Annotated in this window: 17 protein-coding genes; 10 read left to right on the top strand and 7 right to left on the bottom strand. The window is 47.3% G+C overall.

The features are described from left to right. Positions 1–123 precede the first annotated feature (123 nt). The 7 genes from CMO31_08320 to CMO31_08290 all read left to right on the top strand — a co-directional run bounded on the left by CMO31_08320 (position 124) and on the right by CMO31_08290 (position 6,980). Positions 124–1,044 (top strand): hypothetical protein, encoded by a 921-nt coding sequence (locus CMO31_08320; protein MAZ53998.1) that lies wholly within the window; start codon positions 124–126, stop codon positions 1,042–1,044. Positions 1,045–1,090: 46 nt separating this feature from the next. Then, positions 1,091–2,599 (top strand): 4Fe-4S ferredoxin, encoded by a 1,509-nt coding sequence (locus CMO31_08315; protein MAZ53997.1) that lies wholly within the window; start codon positions 1,091–1,093, stop codon positions 2,597–2,599. Positions 2,600–2,882: 283 nt separating this feature from the next. Next, a complete protein-coding gene (locus tag CMO31_08310; GenBank protein ID MAZ53996.1) occupies positions 2,883–3,560 on the top strand; it encodes a hypothetical protein in 678 nt (225 codons plus the stop codon). Next, positions 3,557–4,102 carry a hypothetical protein gene (locus CMO31_08305; GenBank protein ID MAZ53995.1) on the top strand — a complete coding sequence of 182 codons (546 nt, stop codon included), beginning with the start codon at positions 3,557–3,559 and terminating at the stop codon, positions 4,100–4,102. Before CMO31_08310 ends, CMO31_08305 begins: the two co-directional genes overlap by 4 nt. 44 nt (positions 4,103–4,146) lie before the next feature. After that, the gene (locus CMO31_08300; GenBank protein ID MAZ53994.1) at positions 4,147–4,437 is read left to right on the top strand and encodes an Asp-tRNA(Asn)/Glu-tRNA(Gln) amidotransferase GatCAB subunit C; all 291 of its coding nucleotides are present in this window, start codon (positions 4,147–4,149) and stop codon (positions 4,435–4,437) included. Between the two features lie 59 nt (positions 4,438–4,496). Next, the gene (locus tag CMO31_08295) at positions 4,497–5,327 is read left to right on the top strand and encodes a hypothetical protein (GenBank protein ID MAZ53993.1); all 831 of its coding nucleotides are present in this window, start codon (positions 4,497–4,499) and stop codon (positions 5,325–5,327) included. 18 nt (positions 5,328–5,345) lie between these two features. Continuing rightward, complete coding sequence (locus tag CMO31_08290; protein ID MAZ53992.1) at positions 5,346–6,980, top strand: hypothetical protein; 1,635 nt, start codon at positions 5,346–5,348, stop codon at positions 6,978–6,980. 522 nt (positions 6,981–7,502) lie between these two features. Here CMO31_08290 and CMO31_08285 read toward each other — a convergent pair. After that, positions 7,503–8,420 carry a nucleoside hydrolase gene (locus CMO31_08285; protein MAZ53991.1) on the bottom strand — a complete coding sequence of 306 codons (918 nt, stop codon included), beginning with the start codon at positions 8,418–8,420 and terminating at the stop codon, positions 7,503–7,505. Between the two features lie 253 nt (positions 8,421–8,673). Beyond that, positions 8,674–9,954: a serine--tRNA ligase gene (locus CMO31_08280; protein ID MAZ53990.1), complete on the bottom strand. Its 1,281-nt coding sequence runs from the start codon at positions 9,952–9,954 to the stop codon at positions 8,674–8,676. A gap of 242 nt (positions 9,955–10,196) precedes the next feature. On the opposite strand from CMO31_08280, the gene CMO31_08275 reads away from it, so the two are divergent. From CMO31_08275 to CMO31_08265, 3 genes are all read left to right on the top strand, one after another. Next, a complete protein-coding gene (locus CMO31_08275; GenBank protein ID MAZ53989.1) occupies positions 10,197–11,042 on the top strand; it encodes a hypothetical protein in 846 nt (281 codons plus the stop codon). Between the two features lie 234 nt (positions 11,043–11,276). Next, positions 11,277–12,053, top strand: coding sequence for a xylose isomerase (locus CMO31_08270; protein MAZ53988.1), 777 nt, complete (start codon positions 11,277–11,279; stop codon positions 12,051–12,053). A 31-nt stretch (positions 12,054–12,084) separates the two neighbouring features. Further along, positions 12,085–12,855 (top strand): xylose isomerase, encoded by a 771-nt coding sequence (locus CMO31_08265; GenBank protein ID MAZ53987.1) that lies wholly within the window; start codon positions 12,085–12,087, stop codon positions 12,853–12,855. Between the two features lie 71 nt (positions 12,856–12,926). Here the strand turns inward: CMO31_08265 and CMO31_08260 are convergent, their stop codons facing one another. From CMO31_08260 to CMO31_08240, 5 genes are all read right to left on the bottom strand, one after another. Next, positions 12,927–14,234, bottom strand: a complete 1,308-nt coding sequence (locus CMO31_08260) for a serine hydrolase (protein ID MAZ53986.1) — start codon at positions 14,232–14,234, stop codon at positions 12,927–12,929. 144 nt (positions 14,235–14,378) lie between these two features. Continuing rightward, on the bottom strand, positions 14,379–15,404 hold the full coding sequence (locus CMO31_08255; protein ID MAZ53985.1) for an alcohol dehydrogenase: 1,026 nt from the start codon (positions 15,402–15,404) through the stop codon (positions 14,379–14,381). A 42-nt stretch (positions 15,405–15,446) separates the two neighbouring features. Continuing rightward, positions 15,447–16,295, bottom strand: coding sequence for a phosphogluconate dehydrogenase (locus tag CMO31_08250; GenBank protein MAZ53984.1), 849 nt, complete (start codon positions 16,293–16,295; stop codon positions 15,447–15,449). Positions 16,296–16,380: 85 nt separating this feature from the next. Further along, the gene (locus CMO31_08245; protein ID MAZ53983.1) at positions 16,381–17,250 is read right to left on the bottom strand and encodes a hypothetical protein; all 870 of its coding nucleotides are present in this window, start codon (positions 17,248–17,250) and stop codon (positions 16,381–16,383) included. Between the two features lie 21 nt (positions 17,251–17,271). Continuing rightward, positions 17,272–18,336 (bottom strand): oxidoreductase, encoded by a 1,065-nt coding sequence (locus tag CMO31_08240; protein ID MAZ53982.1) that lies wholly within the window; start codon positions 18,334–18,336, stop codon positions 17,272–17,274. Positions 18,337–18,397 lie beyond the last annotated feature (61 nt).

Below are 18,397 nucleotides of genomic sequence, written 5' to 3'. Positions count from 1 at the left end.
TCATGGGTCCCTAAACCCATATTGGGTGCTAGGCTCAACAATAATTCGTTCACTGAAATGCCTTAGTTACTACAATAAACACGTCGTGCAGAACTAACGATGTGCAAATTCTAGGAGATCATTATGAAGATAATTTTCCTCAATGCCCGCCAGCTCTTCAAATGGATAGTTGCAGTGCTAGTAACTACCTACAGTCTCGGCCTTGCCCAGCACGATGGCCATAAAGAAGAGCATCATCATGATCATGGAGAGGGACACCAACACGAGTCCTCTAGTCTAACTAGCATGCCAGAAGGACCGCTTAACATGCTTAACCTTGGGACATTAGAGGTCCATACATACCCAGTCGTGATCCCCGCAGAAAAAACCTATATTGGTAATCTCGTGCTGTTAATTAACGGCATCAAGGAAGACTCTAGCCTAAAGGTACAGTTAATAAATCCCAACCAAGACATTGCCGAGACTACAGTCCTACTCCACGGAAAACCAGCAATTGAAGAACACCACGCGACTCAGGAGGATGATGGACATGAACATCATCACCATGATTCGGAAGACGACCATCAGAGATTTTCCGGGATTGTAGTTCCTTGGTTCACTGGTGCCGAAGAGTTCCACCAAGGAACTTGGCGGGTTGTTTTAAAGTATGGAAATGAAGAGGCCAGTATAGCGTTTAATGCTAGTAGCCTCATTAGCGAAAAAGCGACACAAGTGTTTACTGCTTTCCTACCAGCACCAAGCCTTACCAATGGTGGTCAGACAGAGGCCCTAGCATTTGTCTTCAGAGAGGAAAAACCCGTACACTCCGGAATGAAAGTTCAGCGGAGCATGCCGGGAATGCAACATAGCACCGATGGAGATAATCTGACCTTAATCCATGATCATTTACAGGACCTTAACGAAGCTACCAAAGGTACGTTAGGAGCTATGGTGAATCGGGTAAAACTAAACTTCGCTATGGCTGGCGAGTGGGACGTCCTTCTTCATATTCTTGGTAGCAACGAAGAGGTAATCGAGTTCTCGACTATGGTATTGGATGAATAGAGTCTGAACCATGCTTCCCTCGAACCATTCCCAACAAGACGAGAATATGCTGCTCCCGAGTGCGGGACCAATTACCCGCCAACCAGTGGGAAAAGACCTATTTCGGATCCCTGGCTTACGTGACATAGTTCGCTGGAAATACTCTCGTTTAGCCTTCCAGTTGCCCCTACTGATTCTTGCAGCTTTCGTGATTATTGATGGACTAACTGGAAGGCAGCTAGCTCCACGAAACATTGCCACCACAACAGTTTGGCTGCAATATCGCGGCCTTCTAGTTTTAGCCCTTGCTATATTTGGCAACGCCTTCTGCGCAGCGTGCCCTTTAATGCTTACTCGCGGAGCAACGAAAAAATTGATGAAGATCCTACCAAGCTTTAATTGGCCTCGTGCACTCCAAAACAAGTGGCTTGTTGGGGTACTTACTCTCGTTTACCTGTTTAGTTACGAGTATTTCGACCTGTGGGCTAGCCCGTGGCTAACAGCCTGGTTGGCTTTGGGCTACTTTGGATCAGCATTAGTAGTTGACTCACTATTTCCAGCCGGCACTTTTTGTCGTTTCGTGTGTCCTTTAGGTAATTTCAATTTCGTTCTTTCTAGTTCTTCACCAACAATGATTACTGCCATTGACCATAACGTATGTCGTGAGTGCGTTCACAAACCCTGCCTTCACGGGCGCGTCACGGACATCAAAAAGGGTAATTCAGAAGTAGCTGCCTTCATCCCGCTAGATGAAATCAAGAATCCTAATGGGAAAGGTTACTTTCCTGGTTGTGAAACTGATTTATTTGTTCCAACTCTCCAATCGAACATGGATTGCACAAGTTGCTTTAACTGCGTCCGAGCCTGTCCATACGATAACGTTGCGTTGAGCGTTAGGCCACCTTGGTGGGAGCTAGTAGCCGCCCCATGGTTACGGCGCGGGCGACTAGCTCTTACTATTTTCGCTATCCTACTAGCTCACTGGGGCCTCCTAAATGCTGTTGCTATGACCGGGCCATTCTTTGATGTTGCGCAAAGCATTGCAGGTATTTTCGCCTTGAAAAATGAGCTGACTTTACTTGGAACTATTTTCCTACTCGTAACGGCCATAGGGCTTTTAATAACGGGTTTAACAGCTATGACCGCTGATCTTATCGGGGGTGCTGGGTTTAATCTCTCGCGGTCGCTTCAACGATGGGGGTACGTAACCTTAGTTCTTGGCGTGGGCTTTTGGAGCTCCCATTACCTTTTCCATTTCTTAACCGGTGCTTTATCAACGATCCCGGTATTTCAGCACTTCTTGGAATACCGTGGTTTCGCTGTAGACCCTAATTGGCGGCTCGCTCAAATTGTGCCGACCGCCTGGCTCTTCCCAATAACAGCCTCAATAACCACTATTTATACGATGTTGGCAATCTTAGTAACCATCTGGATAGCATTGAGGGACTTTGGTAGTCGGGGCGTTATAGCGATGTGGCCAATGTTGATTTTTGTCCTTAGCTTCGGGGCTCTAGCACTCCTAATTCTAGGACAACCAATGGAGATGCGTGGGACCGTCTTAGGCCCAAGCTTCTAACAACTGGCCTCCAACATAGCCATGCTTGACCCGAAACGCACTCCTCATTCTCGACACGTTCATGACGCCTTGGAGGACAAATCCTTTCTGCAACTTATATGGAATGCAATGTCAACGTGTACTGGGTTTTATTCTGTTGTCAACCATAAGTAAAATCAACAACCCCTAATTGATCTCATTATTGGGAAAAAGGGAATCGGGATGCCTAATACTTTCCTAATTTTCATTAAGAGGAACCAATCACAAGATTGACTAACAGCCCCACCACACGTAAGCTTCCAGAGTGTTCCTAATCGTAATTACAGCCTTGTTAGTGCTAGGCAACCAACATAACCAAATCTCGTTACCAGAATGTCGTTATGACGACTTACCAGCTACCCACGCTACATACGATGCATGGCAATCGACATTATTAGACACAATTTACTCACTTTCAGTTGACTACGTACCCATTGATCTGACACCATTGTCAGACATTGGTTTGCCAGGCAATCACTTTGTTCGACGCCTCGTCGTAGATGATTTAGTAGCCCTATTAGAAGCTGCAAAGGTGGCTGGGAGCCCATTAGAAGTCCAGTCAGCCTATCGAAGTTATCAATACCAGGCGAACACCTTCGATTACTGGGTTAGCCTGGAAGGCGAAGAATCCGCACTACGGTCAAGCGCAAGGGCTGGTCATTCCGAACACCAACTAGGAACCACCATAGACTTTCGTGCTGCTGGAGGCCCAGCTCCTTGGGATGTGCCAGATTGGAGTATGACGCCAGAAGGATCTTGGTTGACTAACAACAGTTGGCGCTTTGGCTTCGTCATGAGTTACAACCAGGGTCAGGAAAAAGAAACCTGCTATATGTACGAACCATGGCACTATCGTTACCTAGGTCGGGACGTTGCAAAACAGTTTATTGAAAGTAACCAATCGTTAAGATCTTGGTTGTGGGAAGAAAGGGATGTGCAATGAGGACAATATCGCTCGCAACCTTACTTATGGTTATTTTTTTTGGTTTAGCTGCCCAATTTGCTTCTGCCCACGCCACTCTGGTGCTGGGTAACGTTACTGTAGACCCAAACCCCCCGGTGCTGAATGAAAAGGTCCGCTTAACTGTAATCATGACGGATCCTATCCTCGTACCAATAGAAGATGCCATCCTAAAAGCAGAATTAACATCATCCGTTTCTAATGACACAATCGCTATTGAACTTTTCGAAAACGAAGTACCTGGAATCTATCTTGGGGCATTAACCTTCACTAGCCCTGGAGTTTACTCTTTGCTTCTGCGAGACCAAACTTTTAGACAGGAGGAGGCAAGCGCTACCCTAGAATTAACAATTGGTACTGGAGAACCAATCGAACCTATTACCTTTGTCTTCCCACCAACTGCAACTTCCTCTCGCACCATCTCAACCTGGCTTATTTGGCTAGTTGGAATACCAACAATTGTCGCTCTAATTGTTACTGCAGTTGTTGTTTTTACCAATCGGCGTCCAGAAGAAAAACAATAGTTATATAACTCCATAACTCACAGTGAGTGTTAGACTTCTTGTCAGTGATTACCAACGATGACCTTCAACACCTAATGACTCTTGCTCGGCTCGAGTTAAAGCCGGATGAAATGGAAAAGGTGAAGGCTGATCTCAATTCAATTCTAGGTTACTTTGAACAACTTTCTGAGTTAAATACTGAAAATGTCGAAGAGCTAGCTCGTCCAATCCATACAGAGAACGTGTACCGCGAAGACATTCCTATACCTCCCCTAGATCAAAATGTGGCCCTACAAGTTGGGGTAGAACTTGAAGACGGGTTCTTTAAGGTACCTCGGACGATTGAAGAGCAGTAATTCTCCATTCCTTGTACTAAGCTTACGCCTACACTTGAAAGAAAGGTACGGATAATCTGATGGCAGGAAACCGAAAAGCTCCCAATATGTACCGCATGCCAATTCACTTTGGTCCGCGCACTGGACCCCGTCGCGGACCGGACGGGCGTACGTTCGATGGTGCCGACAGCCCCAAAAGTACCAGTATTTCAGTTAGTTTTATTACCGACCCAGAAAAACTCGAACGATTCTTACCAGAAGGATTCTCTCTCGCAGGGGAACCGGTAGTAACCGTCACTGCCTCGTACATGACTGAAATCAAGTGGCTGGCAGGACGGGGCTATAACACCCTTGGCGTTACCTTCCCTGCAATCTTCCAAGGCGAACAAGATACAGCTAGAGGTCCGTTTCTCACAGTATTGTGGGAAAACCTCACAGACCCGATTATCACTGGCCGAGAAGAACTTGGGTTTTCAAAAATCTACTGCGAACTTCCAGAACCAAATGTTCTGTCCGGAGAGCATCATGCCACTGCCAGCTGGATGGGTTTCCGTTTCCTTAACCTCAAGGCATTCAACTTGACTGAACAGGAACTTGGTGGAACCAGCAATTCTGTTAGCAACATCGACGGTTTATTACACTACAAGTACATGCCCCGAACTGGCGAGTGGGGCACCGCCGATATTGAATACGCGTGCTTAACTCCAGCAGGAAATTCCAACGCAATCACGAAATACAGGGCTGTGGGTGATGGTAGTGTTGCTTTCCATCAAGCCCGATGGGAAGACGTACCAACGCAATACAACATCATCAACGCCTTTTATGACTTGGACATCCTTGAATACCGGGGTTCAAGCTTAACTCGTACTATTGGCGGCAAGGACCTTAGCGACCAGAGGATCCTGCGTTAGCTTGATAAACTAGAAAACATGAATGGTTACGATGTTATGGCGCGAGTACTACAAGCCGAAGGGGTCGAGTTTCTCGCTGCTTTTCCCCACCAGACACTGATCGATGCAGCAGCTAAGATTGGAATCCGCCCTATAATCTGCCGCCAGGAGCGCGCAGGAGTGAACATCGCAGATGGTTTCAGCCGTGTTAGTAACGGTCGTAATTTCGGTGTGTTCACAATGCAGCAAGGACCCGGTTCAGAAAATGCGTTTGCTGGCGTAGCTCAAGCCTATGCTGATTCAGTACCTATGCTTCATCTACCTGGCGGAGAACGCTTACCTCGATTAGGAATAAACCCAACCTTTGATGCAGTTACAACATATACGCCCATTACAAAATGGGCAGCCCGTATTCATAGGATTCAGGACATCCCAACTCTGATGCGAACTGCTATCACTAGGATGCGGAGTGGAAATCCTGGTCCGGTTCTTCTTGAAATGCCTGTCGATGTCATGACACAAGATTTTCCAGAAGAGGATTTCTCGTACTATCCAGTCCAACATCATCTTTCAATGGCATCACCAAAAGACATAGAAGGAGTCGTTGGGGCATTGTTGGATGCGAAGGAACCAGTAATAGTAGCTGGTCAGGGGATTCTCTACGCTCAAGCTACACCTGAATTAATTGAATTTGCAGAACTTACAAACACCCCGGTAATGACTACCCTTGCGGGAAAGAGTGCTTTTCCCGAAGATCATGCTCTCTCCTTAGGAACGGGTGGTCACAGTTGCACACCAGCAGTAAGTCACTTCTTAGGGCAAATGGACTTCGGCCTGGGAGTTGGCACTAGCTTTACTCGTAATACGTTTACTACCCCTATGCCTGACGGGGTAGTTTTGGCTCAAGTGACTAACTGTCCGGAGGACATTGGGAAAGATTACGAAGTTGCTTATGCAGCGGTAGGTGACGCTAAACTTGTTCTACGCCAAATGATTGAAGAAGTTAAAAACCATCTCGGAGATGAAGGTGCACCTGATAATCGTGATGTGGTGGGACGCCTAGCAACCCTGCAGCAAAAGTTTCAGGAGGACTGGAATTCTCGATTCAATAGTGAAGAAGTACCTATCAGTCCCTACCGGGTTTTCCAGGAAATAAAGGCGGCCTGCGGTACTAGCAACACGATCATCACGCATGACTCTGGCTACCCGCGTGACCAATTAGTCCCAACTTGGAATACAAATACCCCGCGGGGTTACCTCGGCTGGGGTAAATCTACTCAGTTAGGGTATGGCATGGGTTTGGCTATCGGGGCGAAACTTGCAGCTCCACAAAAAACCGTGGTGAATGTCATGGGTGATGCTGCGTTTGGTATGGGCGGCATGGATTTGGAGACTGCTGTACGTGAAGAGATCCCCATTATTACTGTAGTTCTTAATAACGGCGTTATGACTAAATACGATTCACACATGCCAACTGCAACAACCCGTTATGCCAGCAATGCTTTGGGGGGAAATTACGCTCAGGTTGCTGAAGGCTTAGGTGCTCATGCCGAGCGCGTTGAAACACCGAACGACCTTTCTTCAGCTTTCCAGCGTTCTTTGGACGCCAATCGAGAAGGCAAACCTGCCTTAGTGGAAGTGGTAACTAAAGTAGAAGAGGTAGTTCCGGGCTGACGACTAACCCGTTTTCTTGACATTCTTCTGGTACTTGTTGAGGGTGCAGACAAGAGTTGGTGCACGTGCAAGTTAATGCAGGCTTTTTCGCGGTTAACCAAGAAAGAGTTTTTCTAAGAGCGAAGCTACAAAACCCTACACCCCACTGCACTTGCACTGCCACAGGTAAACCAGGGAGGCGCAGGTGCACTGGAACACCTGCGCCAATGGGACCATTTGATGGAGGCGGATTTACTCGTAGATGGTGTCAGTCAATTGGACTTCCGCCTTCATCGCTATTCATCTCCGAACCAATCACGGGGAGGCACAATATGCCCGCACACAAACGAAATGTAAGCACAAATCCATTTTGGACAAATAACTGTAACCAGAGCCTCAATCTGGGGACAAAGAGTACGCAATGGAACCTGAGGCTAACAACTAACCCTTTTTTCTTGACATTCTTCTAGTGCTTGAAGAGATGAACGAAAGGCTTGAGGCCCTAGAGGTTAGAGATGCTTGACTACAAGAGACTCAATCTCCTCAATCTCTGTCGACCTGACTAAGACGGTGACGCTGCGCAAGTTTCGCGAACAAATCTTCGTGAATAAACCGGGTGTTCACTGTTCGATAAACCTTAATAGGCCGGTGCTTTCCAGTGTGAATGTAGTGCATCTGTGGGTCGAATATCGGTGCGGGGCACCATGACCACTGGCCACAGTTGGGGTCTAATATGATGCCAACGCAAGGTGAATCACCCAGGGAGCGATACTCCATATGCGGATTTGCCTTCGCATTGAATTCCAATAGCTGCTCGACAAGATACTCACCTATCTTGCCGTGAGGGTAGACCTTCTCAATTAGTTCGGCATGGGTAACGCCCATAGTTTGGTAAACACTTCGGGGAACCTGCCACAGTTCGATCTTCGACTGCATCACCACATTGGCGGCGTTAATGTCGTTCGAAAGGTTAAACTCTGGGCCTCCATTAGGCCAGGGGCCACCACCAATCCAAATTACCCGAACATGTCGTTCCTGGATCTCCGGTGCAAGCAAGATCGCCGAAGCCATATCAGTGAGTGGCCCATAAAAGGCAACATTGAGCGTCCTAGAGTCGGCCTTAATGGCCTCTTCAATAATCAGATTGGCGCCTGGAGAAGCCACCGGGGTCACAGCGTCTGGCAGAGCACAAGGAGCACCCTTTTCGACTAGCACTTCATCTTCAAGGTCCATTAGCTTAAGAAGTTTTACCGTTTCTTCGTAACTTTCCTGCAAACTATGCGGGGTTTTGACCGTCCCGTAATGAGCTGGGATAATGCCATGAAGTTCAAAAGAGGGCGTAAGTAATGCGTGAACGATTGCAAATTGATCATCTGCCTCATTCTTTGCATCTGTATTAATGATGACACGCTGCTTAGCTTCATCCGGATAAGCCAGGTCAAAAACCGATAGGTTCCTCATGGGGCGACCTCCTTGTTTCGCTCTTTGATGTCATAAAACCCCAATGTTCAACCAAAAAGCTGCAAGTCAGGCTACCATGAGCGTTATGAAGATCACGCTGCTCCCACTTATGGGCGCGTTCCACCTTCGTTACCCACACTAGTAACTTTCAAATTTCTTGATGTTCTTTTTGGCTAAACAACATTGTTTTTGGTAAGTTTCTATAAGAGCGGATGCACCCAGGGGGGGTCTGCCGTGGAAGTAATTGCTTCATCTAATCCATAAACGACTTGTTCATTATCGGCCGTAACACTTTAGGTATTTCTACGCGGCCATCAGTCTGCTGGAACTTCTCCAGGATCGCTGCTATGGTACGCGGGAAAGCAAGAGCACTACCGTTCAGAGTGTGAACTAGTTCTGGCCTGACTTTACTACCTGTGCTATCCGGCCGATATCTAGTTTGCAGACGACTTGCCTGGAAAGCTTCCATGTTACTTACACTAGAAACTTCTAACCATCGGTTTTGTCCACCACTCCACACTTCTAAATCGTATTTTTTGGCTTGCGTGAAACCCATATCCCCACTACACATCAACAGCCTTCTGTACGGTAATTCGAGAGCCTCTAGTAAGCTTTCAGCGAAGGCAACCATCTCTTCGAGAGCCTCATAACTATCTTCTGGCTTGACGAACTGAACCATCTCTACCTTGTCGAATTGATGAAGTCGATTTAAACCCCTTACTTCCTTGCCGTAACTCCCAGCCTCACGACGAAAGTTCGGCGTGAATGCTGCGTATCGTACTGGCAAATCAGTTTGGCTGAGGATTTCGTCACGATGCAAGTTAGTTACTGACACCTCTGATGTTGGGATTAAATAGTAACCATCAGTATTCTGGTACATTTGTCCTTCTTTGTCAGGGAGCTGTCCAGTCGCTGTTGCTGATTCTTCATTAACCAGTATCGGTGGGCGAATCTCAAAATAGCCTGCGGAAACCAGAGAATCTAGAAAAAATGTTTTGAGTGCCCTAACGAGGAGCGCTCCGTCTCCTTTGAATACCGGAAAACCTGCTCCCGTGAGTTTAACGCCAGCTTCGAAGTCTATCCATCCGCGTTGGACTGCTAAGTCCCAATGTGGTTTTGCTTCGAAGGGGAAATCACTTTTCTTTCCCCATTCCTTAACCACCGTGTTGTCTTGTTCACCTTCCCCATAAGGGACGCTAGAGTGGGGAATATTTGGGATTTCAAGGAGATGCCCTTGGATTGCCTCTTCTAAACTTCGTGATTTTTCCTCTAACCTCTTAACGTCACTAGATACCCTGCCCATATCTTCGATGAGACTTTCGGCGCTCTCACCTAATCTTTTACGTTCACCGATCTCTTTGCTCCGCTGATTACGCACGGCTTGTAGTTCCTCTAAATCCTTACGTAAACTACGAAATTCCTCATCTGCTAACAGGAGTGCGTCTAAGCGTTCTAACGCCTGGGGCAGCTGCTTGTTGAGGATAGCTTTCCGAATGACCTCAGTATTCTCGCGAATGAATCTTATGTCTAGCATATGCTCAAAGGTTACCGAATCAGGACGTGGGGTGTCGATAAACTCTTCATATTCGAAATGTATTTAGCTAATCCCAACCTTAAAAAGAAGTTAGAAGCCGTTCCTGGTTGAGTTTGAGATGCTAACTAAAGCAGTTGAAGGATTCAGGTGAAATTGCCTAGACACAAATTCAGGGTGCATATTTTTAAAGGTTAGAGGTAATATGAATTGTGGTAACCACAATCAGCCTGGGGAGGTGCATTATGAACCCCGAGATACTGAATCATCTGTTGTCCGAGGAGGAAAAGGAACTCTTCGAACAGAACGGCTTCCTCATAGTACCGAACGCAATCCCAACAGAAGTAGTAGACAATCTTAACCAAGTGGTTGACCGGCTTGAGGCTGAACGTCGAGTTGAACAGAATCTAGAACCACACACCAAAATACAGTACATGGATTTCATCGGTCGGGACGCCGCTTTTCTAGAACTCCTTGATTGCCCTAAGACCTTTGGTAAGGTTTGGGGCATTCTTGGTTGGCACATTCAGCTGTATCACAGTCACATGCTCATGACCCCACCAGTACCAATAGAAGAAAGACCTCAATTAAAGAGGCTCGGTTGGCATCAAGACACAGGACAACTCAATAACGATCTTGAGACTACACCGCGACCACGCGTGTCGCTAAAAGTTGGTTTTTTCCTTACTGATACAACCGATACCAACCGAGGTAATTTTCACGTAATTCCAGGAAGTCACTTGAAGAACAGTATTGAACTGCCAGATGACGGCGTTAGCGAACCTGAAGGAGCAATACCTGTACGTGTTCCTCCCGGAACTGCAGTGTTTTTTGACCGTAGGTTATGGCACGCTGGTGGACACAACACTTCAGATATAACTCGTAAGGTATTGTTCTACGGCTATAGTTACCGCTGGTTAAAACCAAGGGATGACATGACTGTCGCCCATTACATGGAAAGAAGCGACCCCATCCGCAGGCAACTACTAGGAGCAGGCGCCAACTACTCTTTCACATCACCAAGAGAAGAAGACGTACCGTTAAAAACATGGCTTAGAGACAATCTCGGAGAGGAAAGCCTAGTACTGTAACCGTGAGGAGAAGCAAACTCCTTCGTCACGCGAGATTTTAAAGGCAGGTGCCTCCTGAAGTTAAAAGTAGTTAATCTCCCCTATCTTGTTGATCTTTTGGGTCGTTTAGGCGTCGAGTTTGATTGGGCTACAATGACGCCTTACTCGGAAAACAAGTGACCGAATTTCTTAGCGATTAGGGGTTTTCTGTTGGCGCTTATTATGTTTACGTAAGTCGCATGGTTGGGAGTCCCAATGCCGAATAAAGTTCTTGCTGCTCAGCTTTTCACAGTTCGTGATTACACACAGACCCCAAAGGATATAGCTGAAACACTCCGAAAGATTGCAGCTATCGGCTACAAGTCAGTACAGATTTCTCAGTTTGGAGCCATCGACCCGCACGAAGTTAAATCCCTGCTTGATGAGCACGGACTATCTTGTGGCGCTACCCACATTTCGTATGAACGCCTCAAGGATGACTTACAAGCTGTCATAGCCGAACACCAACTATGGGGCTGTCGTCATGTGGCAATTGGAAGTATGCCTAGTGCCTTTCGCGAATCAGGTGTGGACGGAGTACGAAACTTCGCAACTGAAGCTAACGAAATTGGATTTCGCTTAAACCAAGCTGGCCTTACCTTCAGCTACCATAATCACAGTTTCGAGTTCCTCCGCGTAAATGGACGTTCATTATTCGAAATGCTATTTGAGGAGTTAGACCCCCGGTATGTATTTTCAGAACTCGATACTTATTGGATCCAACATGGCGGTGGTGACCCAGCCGCCTGGATCAAGGCGCTATCTAGCCGGATTCCCGTGATTCACTTGAAAGATATGGTTATCCATCAAAATGGGCAGCAGATTATGGCAGAGGTGGGTGAGGGAAACTTAAACTGGCCTGCCATCCTTGATGCTTGTCGGTCCTCAGGCACAGAAATTTACGCGGTTGAGCAAGACATATGTCAACGCGACCCTTTCGAGAGCCTAGCGATTAGCTACCGGAACTTACAAGCGATGGGGTTAAAGAAATAAACACGTATAGACTGAAGATAGGAGAACATTAGTGCTTTTGGGATGTTGCGCACCGATTGAGAAAGCCCATACCGTCCAGACTGCCGGCTTCAACTACATTGAGCCTAAGGTAACATCCCTAATTCCAGACGAAAACGACAGCGTTTACGAACCGATTTACCAACGCTTTATCAACTCACCAATTCGGACAAGAGCATTCAATGTGTTTCTTCCGAAAGACCTGAAAATCGTCGGCAACACGATCGACCAAGAGCGTTTAACTACTTACGTCTGCAGGGCCGTCAGTCGCCTTGATTCTCTAGGTGCTCGCATAGCCGTCATCGGTAGTGCGGGCGCCCGTAATGTACCCGAGGGATTTTCCCATGAGCGGGCCCTCGATCAACTAACAAGCTTCTTTCAATTAGTTGGTGATACGGCAGAAGGCACGGGCGTAACAATAGTTATTGAGCCGCTGAACAAAGGTGAAAGCAACATCATCAACACTGTTGTGGAGGGCGTAGAACTAGCTAAACAAGTTAATCGCCTCACCGTACGGGTCCTTGCGGACTTTTACCACATGCAGGTCGAAGAAGAACCAATCAAGTCACTTCGTGATCTTGGTGATTGGCTGGGACACGTCCATGTTGCTGACACAGGTAGAGTTGCCCCTGGCTTAGGCAATTGGCCACTGAGTGATTTTTACACTGAGCTAAAACTAGCTGAGTACACCGGAATGATTTCCGTTGAATGCAACTGGCAAAATTTTGACGAGGAGGCTGCATCATGCTGGAAATTCCTCCATAAGAATTTCGGGTTGTCGTAACCTAAGCACGGGCCCTCACCTATGTTTGATTAACTTCAATGCAATTTGTTTGGTTCCACAAAAACCACTGATTAATCTATTAAAGCTTGGTTCACCTGAACACGAAATTCCCGACGGAATGGGTGAGTGTTAGACGGACGCAATTGCGTGAAAAAGATAGCGAATAAATCCTCTTTAGGATCTATCCAAAACATGGTACTCGCGGAACCACCCCAGTGGCACTCACCAAGCGAAGCAATCAAGTGGGCTTTAACGGGGTTTACTACCACAGCAAAACCAAGTCCAAAACCAATCCCAGCGTAACTAGTTGAATTCCAGGCTTCCTGGTTCATAGCTGGCAAATCACGATTCTGCGGCAACTGGTTGGTACACATGTACTCTACAGTAGGACGGCTCAATAACCTTTTGCCATCTAACTGCCCTCGATTAAGCAACATTTGGCAGAAGCGAGCGTAATCCGGCATTGAACCAACTAACCCAGCACCGCCCGAGAACGTTCCAGCCGGACGTATGAAACGACTATCGTTAATACCGTCAAACAACCTATAGCCAGTAGGGTTGGCAGTTGATTCATCCTTAGTACCGTCCTGACTAACCCGGATATCCTCCAGCGGGCGATAACAAGCTGCAAAACGATCGTGTTTACTAGGTTCCACATGAAAATCCGTGTCGTTCATACCTAGAGGCTCGAAAATTCGGACACGGAAAAACTCTTCGAGGGAGAGTCCTGACCAAATTTCTATTAGGTGTCCGAGCACATCTGTGGAGACGCCATAATTCCAGGCAGTGCCTGGTTGGCACAAGAGGGGAATTCCAGGAAGCCTGGATATTACCTCTGAGAGAGTACCGTGCTTTCCATGAAAATTTATTCCGCGAGCACGGTACTCTTCGGCAACTGGATTATCTTGCATGAAACCTGTTGGATCTACTCCTGATCCCTTAGTGAGGCCCGAAGTATGCGTCAAAAGGTGACGCACTGTCATTGGTCGTTCCGTGGGTATAGTTTGTGACAAAACCGCATCGCCACCCGCCCAAACCCGTGTTTTGGTGAACTCTGGTAAATAGAGTCCAACTGGATCATCTAGTTGGAAAAGTCCTTCCTCGTAAAGCATCATGGCTGCAACGGAAGTGATCGGCTTGGTCATTGAGAAGATACGTACGATAGTGTCTTGGGTAAAAGGCCTTGAAGAATCAACATCGGCAATCCCACTAGCTTCAAAGAATGCTACTCTTCCCCGACGAGCTATCAGGGCGCTGACGCCCGGAACTCTTCCTGAACTCACCTGCGAATCAAGCCACTTGCGAACTCGCTCGAGCCTTAGTGAGGATATTCCTACTGCCTCCGGATTAACCTGGTCTACTGTCCATTTTTCGACCATGCGATTTACTCCTATCGATTATTGCGAAACAACGACTCCACAATTTATTTTTTAATCCCTAGCCTTGTTTTCCTGAGTGTGTTGGTTAATTTGGAAGCAACAACTATGACTTTGCCCAAGACCCTTATAATTAGCTACAGAATTTCAAAACTCCAACATGGCCTTCACAACTCCTTCTTCGGGATCAATCCAAGTGGAGAAGTCAGCTATAAGCTGTTCAGGAGATGCTCGATGAGTGATCCAAGATCCTACTTCAATTTCTCTAGCACGTAATAAATCCAGGACGGTTTTGAAATCCCCTCGGTTTGCATTTCGACTACAAAGGATTGTGATCTCTCGCCTATGTAGCTCAGGGTTAAAGAACGATAGTTGATCGACGGTGTGCCCAACGAAAACTAACCTACCGCCGTTAGGGACAACATCAATTGCAGTCATCATTGATTTAGAATTACCGGTAGCGTCAAAAACGACAATGGGTAACTCCCTAATGCCAAGCTCCTCCAGCAACCCTTCAATACCTCCTTCGGCGTAATCACGGCCGTCAATGACTGCCGCCAAACCGAGGCTTCGCGCAAAATCTAGGCGACTCTCACTAATGTCTACTCCCACAACCCTGGCCGCTCGTTCTTTAGCAAAAGCAATCGTGCCTAATCCAATCGGTCCGAGACCAATGACTAACACAACTTCGTCGGGTTCTATGCTTGCGCGGCTTACAGCGTGGGCGCCTATAGAAAGCATTTCTACAAGAGCCCCCTCAGCAATTGGGATGTCACCAAGCTTGAAAAGCAAGTCGGAGGGAAGTACTATCCGCTCACACATTCCACCGTCAGAATGAACACCGAGGACCTGTAACGTCACGCAGCAGTTGGTCTTCCCACTCCGGCACGCTATGCAAGTCCCGCACGATAGGTATGGCATTACGGTGCAAATATCTCCTGGATTTAGTCCGGACACGCTAGGGTCAACTTCCAGAACCTCAACTGCAAGTTCATGGCCAAGAATAAGTGGGAATTTTATGAAAGCTTGATTGCCTTGAAAGGCGTGAAGATCTGTACCGCAAATTCCTACCCGTAGGACTCGAACTAAAACTTCACCAGTTGTGGGCTTTTTTGGCTCTGATACTTCCGCGAGGCGGAAAGATCCGGGAGCGTCAAGATAAATTGCCTTCATCCGACCCTCCAGTAAAGTGCTGGTGGGTTCAAAGGTTCAGGCTCAGCCATTGCCTTGTTCTTCATATAAGGCGCTTAAGATTTCTTGCATAGTTGCTTCTACCCCCCGGAATTTACTCATTCGCTCATAAACAGTTGCTGCTGCACAATGGAATCCATCAGGGAGGCCCGCTGAATCATAAGTAGCCGCTATTTCGTTCATTTCGCCTACGAAACGCCATGCTTTTTCGGTAGTTCCTTCCGCGGCTTTCTCTGAACGATCTCGTAATCCTTTTTGAGATACGTCCCATTCGGACATTAATTCGTCCTCAACTCCCTCCGCAACCGCGAGCGCCCGGACCGCTAAGAGTAGCGCAGTCGTGCCTTTCGTCCAAGAGGCGTACGCCATCTTAAGTGCAGATGCTTCTACTCCATTACCATTCATAACGACGACAGCAAGGGGCGAACCTGCGAAGAGACTGTTGAGTTCTTGTGCCCGGAACCCCGACAGGTATAAACGAGTGCTTCCCTCGCTTCTGGCTGGAGGCCCGATTATGCTTCCATCGACATAGTCCGCGCCTGACTCCATAATGATTTGAGAAACTCCCCGAGCGGTTTCTGGAGAAAGTGCGTTAAGATCCGCATAGATGCCTTTAAACCCTGCTTGGATGACTGTTTCAGCCACATCAATAGCCGCATGAGGCGGGCAGACGGAAAGCACAATATCGGACGTGCGGGCTAATTTAACCACCTTAATAACGTCGCTCAGGCCGTCTTTTTCTGCTCTTTCACATGTCTCTCTTGACCTATGTTCAGAGGCCCAAAGGACATCTAGTCCCCCTGTCGTAGCTGCTCTACCTATAGAGGATCCCATTGAACCCGGATGAAGGAGACCTATGGTCGGTCTGGTCATGAACCACAGTGTACGTCACTTAGCTGAAAACAGGTGGTGGCTTAGTCAAAGATCGACCTAGAACTAACTGAGGGCAAAGACACGCTCAACAGCTGGCGAGGAAAGTAGCACTGTTGATCAGCCCGGCTTTTTCGCCTTCCTCAGAACCGTTATAGTTAGTGTCCTCAAGCTCTATAGAAATGTAACCTTTGTACCTGGATGCTTTTAGGATCTCTAGAATTCGGACCCAACGCGCCTCGCCGTGTCCGGGAATAGTGTAACGCCAATGCGGTCCGCCATAGTCACGTGTAGTAAAAGTTGTTGGCACTTCATTGCCGTAAGTATAGAGACGTTCATTAGAAATCTCCGTGTCTTTACCATGTACGTGATAGATGCGGTCGATGAACTCTTCCAGAAAACGGATGTGATCTATGCCCATGCGAATCAAGTGAGATGGGTCGTAGTTAACGCCAATGTTGGGTGACGGGCACTCATTAAAGAAAGCCCGGTACGTCTCTGGAGTAGAGACGAGAACCCCAGGTCCAGGCCATCCTTCTATCACGATCCTGGAACTTGTTTTTTCCAGAACAGGGGTAAGTTCGGTAAATGATTCAACCATGTACCCGAAGTTCTGATCCCTAGAGCACATTGGGTCTTCTGGCTTCATCAGAACAAAAAAGTTTTCCACCCCAAACTCGGAGCATTCTTGTACGTATTTAGTATTTACGGTTAAGGCTTGCTGCCTCGTCTCTAAATCTGGAGAAATTAAGCCCTCTGGATCGGGAAGGTCTGCCGAGCCAACTTGCAGCCCCGCCAAAGAAACTACCTCAGCAATTTTGTCGCCGTCAGGACCAAGGTCAACCACATTGATTTCCACACTGTTTAACCAGTCGATGAGGTCGTGAATATTTCTTTGCCAAGCTTCTAAATTAGTACGCCTTACCCCAATTGGTACCGCAGCTGTCCTTGTCTTCATATTTTTTTCTCCCCTCCTGACCTAGATATCTAATCGGATCTCCCGACCTTTTTTCTGGCTCTCGTAAATACCGTTCAAAATACTTTGTACTTGTAGCGATTGTTCAGCTGGGACTGGTGATGGCCTACCTTCCGCAATCGCCTTGGCGAACTCGACGCATTCTAGTGCATGGGGTTCCATAAGATCAGCTGTCATACCTAGATAACGTTTGTAGAGTTCTTTAGTTTGGTAATTACTATTGAGAAACTTCGCACTGGGCCAATGGCATCCTCCTTCAGAACCATAAAGCCACACCTGCATATCGTCCCCTTGCGTATCATGATGCAATAACCAGCTCACTTCTAGAATTAACGTCGCACCATTTTCAAAACGGACAAAAGCAGACGCGAATTCCTCAACATCCCATGTTTTAGGGATTTCTACTCCAGGACGCCAGGGAGTGAACTGTCCGTCCTTCATCGCTAACTCCGTACGAGCGACACCACTCACTGCAACCGGTTGAGGATTACCCATTAACCACAGAGTGAGATCAAGAACGTGTACACCAATGTCAATGCAGGCTCCTCCACCAGAATGCTGCTTGTGAATAAAAGTAGGTGTGGGAATGAAGTGGTTACGACGAAGCATCCAAGCGCGGGCATGGTACACATCGCCCAAAACACCACTATCAGCTTCACGTTTAATAGCTTGCGAGGTACCAGCAAAGCGCCAGTGCTGAGCGGTCATTAGTTGTTTTCCAGAGCGATCACGTGCCTTAATCATTGTACGGATATCGTCTGTAGTGGGAGCTAGGGGCTTTTCACAAATTACGTGCTTTCCTGCGTTTAGAGCACTAACTGTAATTGGCATGTGATACATGTTCGGGGTGCAGACATCAATAATATCGATATCAGGATTATCAAAGATTTCCTGTGGATTGGTTGTAAGCTGGTTAATGTTGTGTTTCGCGCCCCATTGCTTTAAAGCCTCCTCGTTAATGTCGGCTCCAGCGATAACTTCAGCGTGATCAGAAGCTTCCCAGCCTGGCATATGAGAACGATTGATCCCACCTACACCTATGACCCCTACCTTAAGAGTTTCGCTCATAACTTGACGCCCCATTCTGATATTTTGCCGTACTGATACTTTCTAAGATTTTTCTGTACCC

The sequence above is a fragment of the Trueperaceae bacterium genome, assembly GCA_002707365.1.
In the GTDB taxonomy this organism is placed as follows: Bacteria; Deinococcota; Deinococci; order Deinococcales; family Trueperaceae; genus UBA6957.
Note: the sequence above shows the minus strand (reverse complement) of the source record. Positions and strands in the feature narration are given on the sequence as shown.

Excerpts from the sequence above, each read along its gene's own strand:
- CMO31_08320 (MAZ53998.1), top strand. The coding sequence starts at position 124 with ATGAAGATAATTTTCCTCAATGCCCGCCAGCTCTTCAAATGGATAGTT.
- CMO31_08315 (MAZ53997.1), top strand. The coding sequence starts at position 1,091 with ATGCTGCTCCCGAGTGCGGGACCAATTACCCGCCAACCAGTGGGAAAA.
- CMO31_08305 (MAZ53995.1), top strand. The coding sequence starts at position 3,557 with ATGAGGACAATATCGCTCGCAACCTTACTTATGGTTATTTTTTTTGGT.
- CMO31_08295 (MAZ53993.1), top strand. The coding sequence starts at position 4,497 with ATGGCAGGAAACCGAAAAGCTCCCAATATGTACCGCATGCCAATTCAC.
- CMO31_08290 (MAZ53992.1), top strand. The coding sequence starts at position 5,346 with ATGAATGGTTACGATGTTATGGCGCGAGTACTACAAGCCGAAGGGGTC.
- CMO31_08285 (MAZ53991.1), bottom strand. The coding sequence starts at position 8,420 with ATGAGGAACCTATCGGTTTTTGACCTGGCTTATCCGGATGAAGCTAAG.
- CMO31_08280 (MAZ53990.1), bottom strand. The coding sequence starts at position 9,954 with ATGCTAGACATAAGATTCATTCGCGAGAATACTGAGGTCATTCGGAAA.
- CMO31_08275 (MAZ53989.1), top strand. The coding sequence starts at position 10,197 with ATGAACCCCGAGATACTGAATCATCTGTTGTCCGAGGAGGAAAAGGAA.
- CMO31_08270 (MAZ53988.1), top strand. The coding sequence starts at position 11,277 with ATGCCGAATAAAGTTCTTGCTGCTCAGCTTTTCACAGTTCGTGATTAC.
- CMO31_08260 (MAZ53986.1), bottom strand. The coding sequence starts at position 14,234 with ATGGTCGAAAAATGGACAGTAGACCAGGTTAATCCGGAGGCAGTAGGA.
- CMO31_08255 (MAZ53985.1), bottom strand. The coding sequence starts at position 15,404 with ATGAAGGCAATTTATCTTGACGCTCCCGGATCTTTCCGCCTCGCGGAA.
- CMO31_08250 (MAZ53984.1), bottom strand. The coding sequence starts at position 16,295 with ATGACCAGACCGACCATAGGTCTCCTTCATCCGGGTTCAATGGGATCC.
- CMO31_08245 (MAZ53983.1), bottom strand. The coding sequence starts at position 17,250 with ATGAAGACAAGGACAGCTGCGGTACCAATTGGGGTAAGGCGTACTAAT.
- CMO31_08240 (MAZ53982.1), bottom strand. The coding sequence starts at position 18,336 with ATGAGCGAAACTCTTAAGGTAGGGGTCATAGGTGTAGGTGGGATCAAT.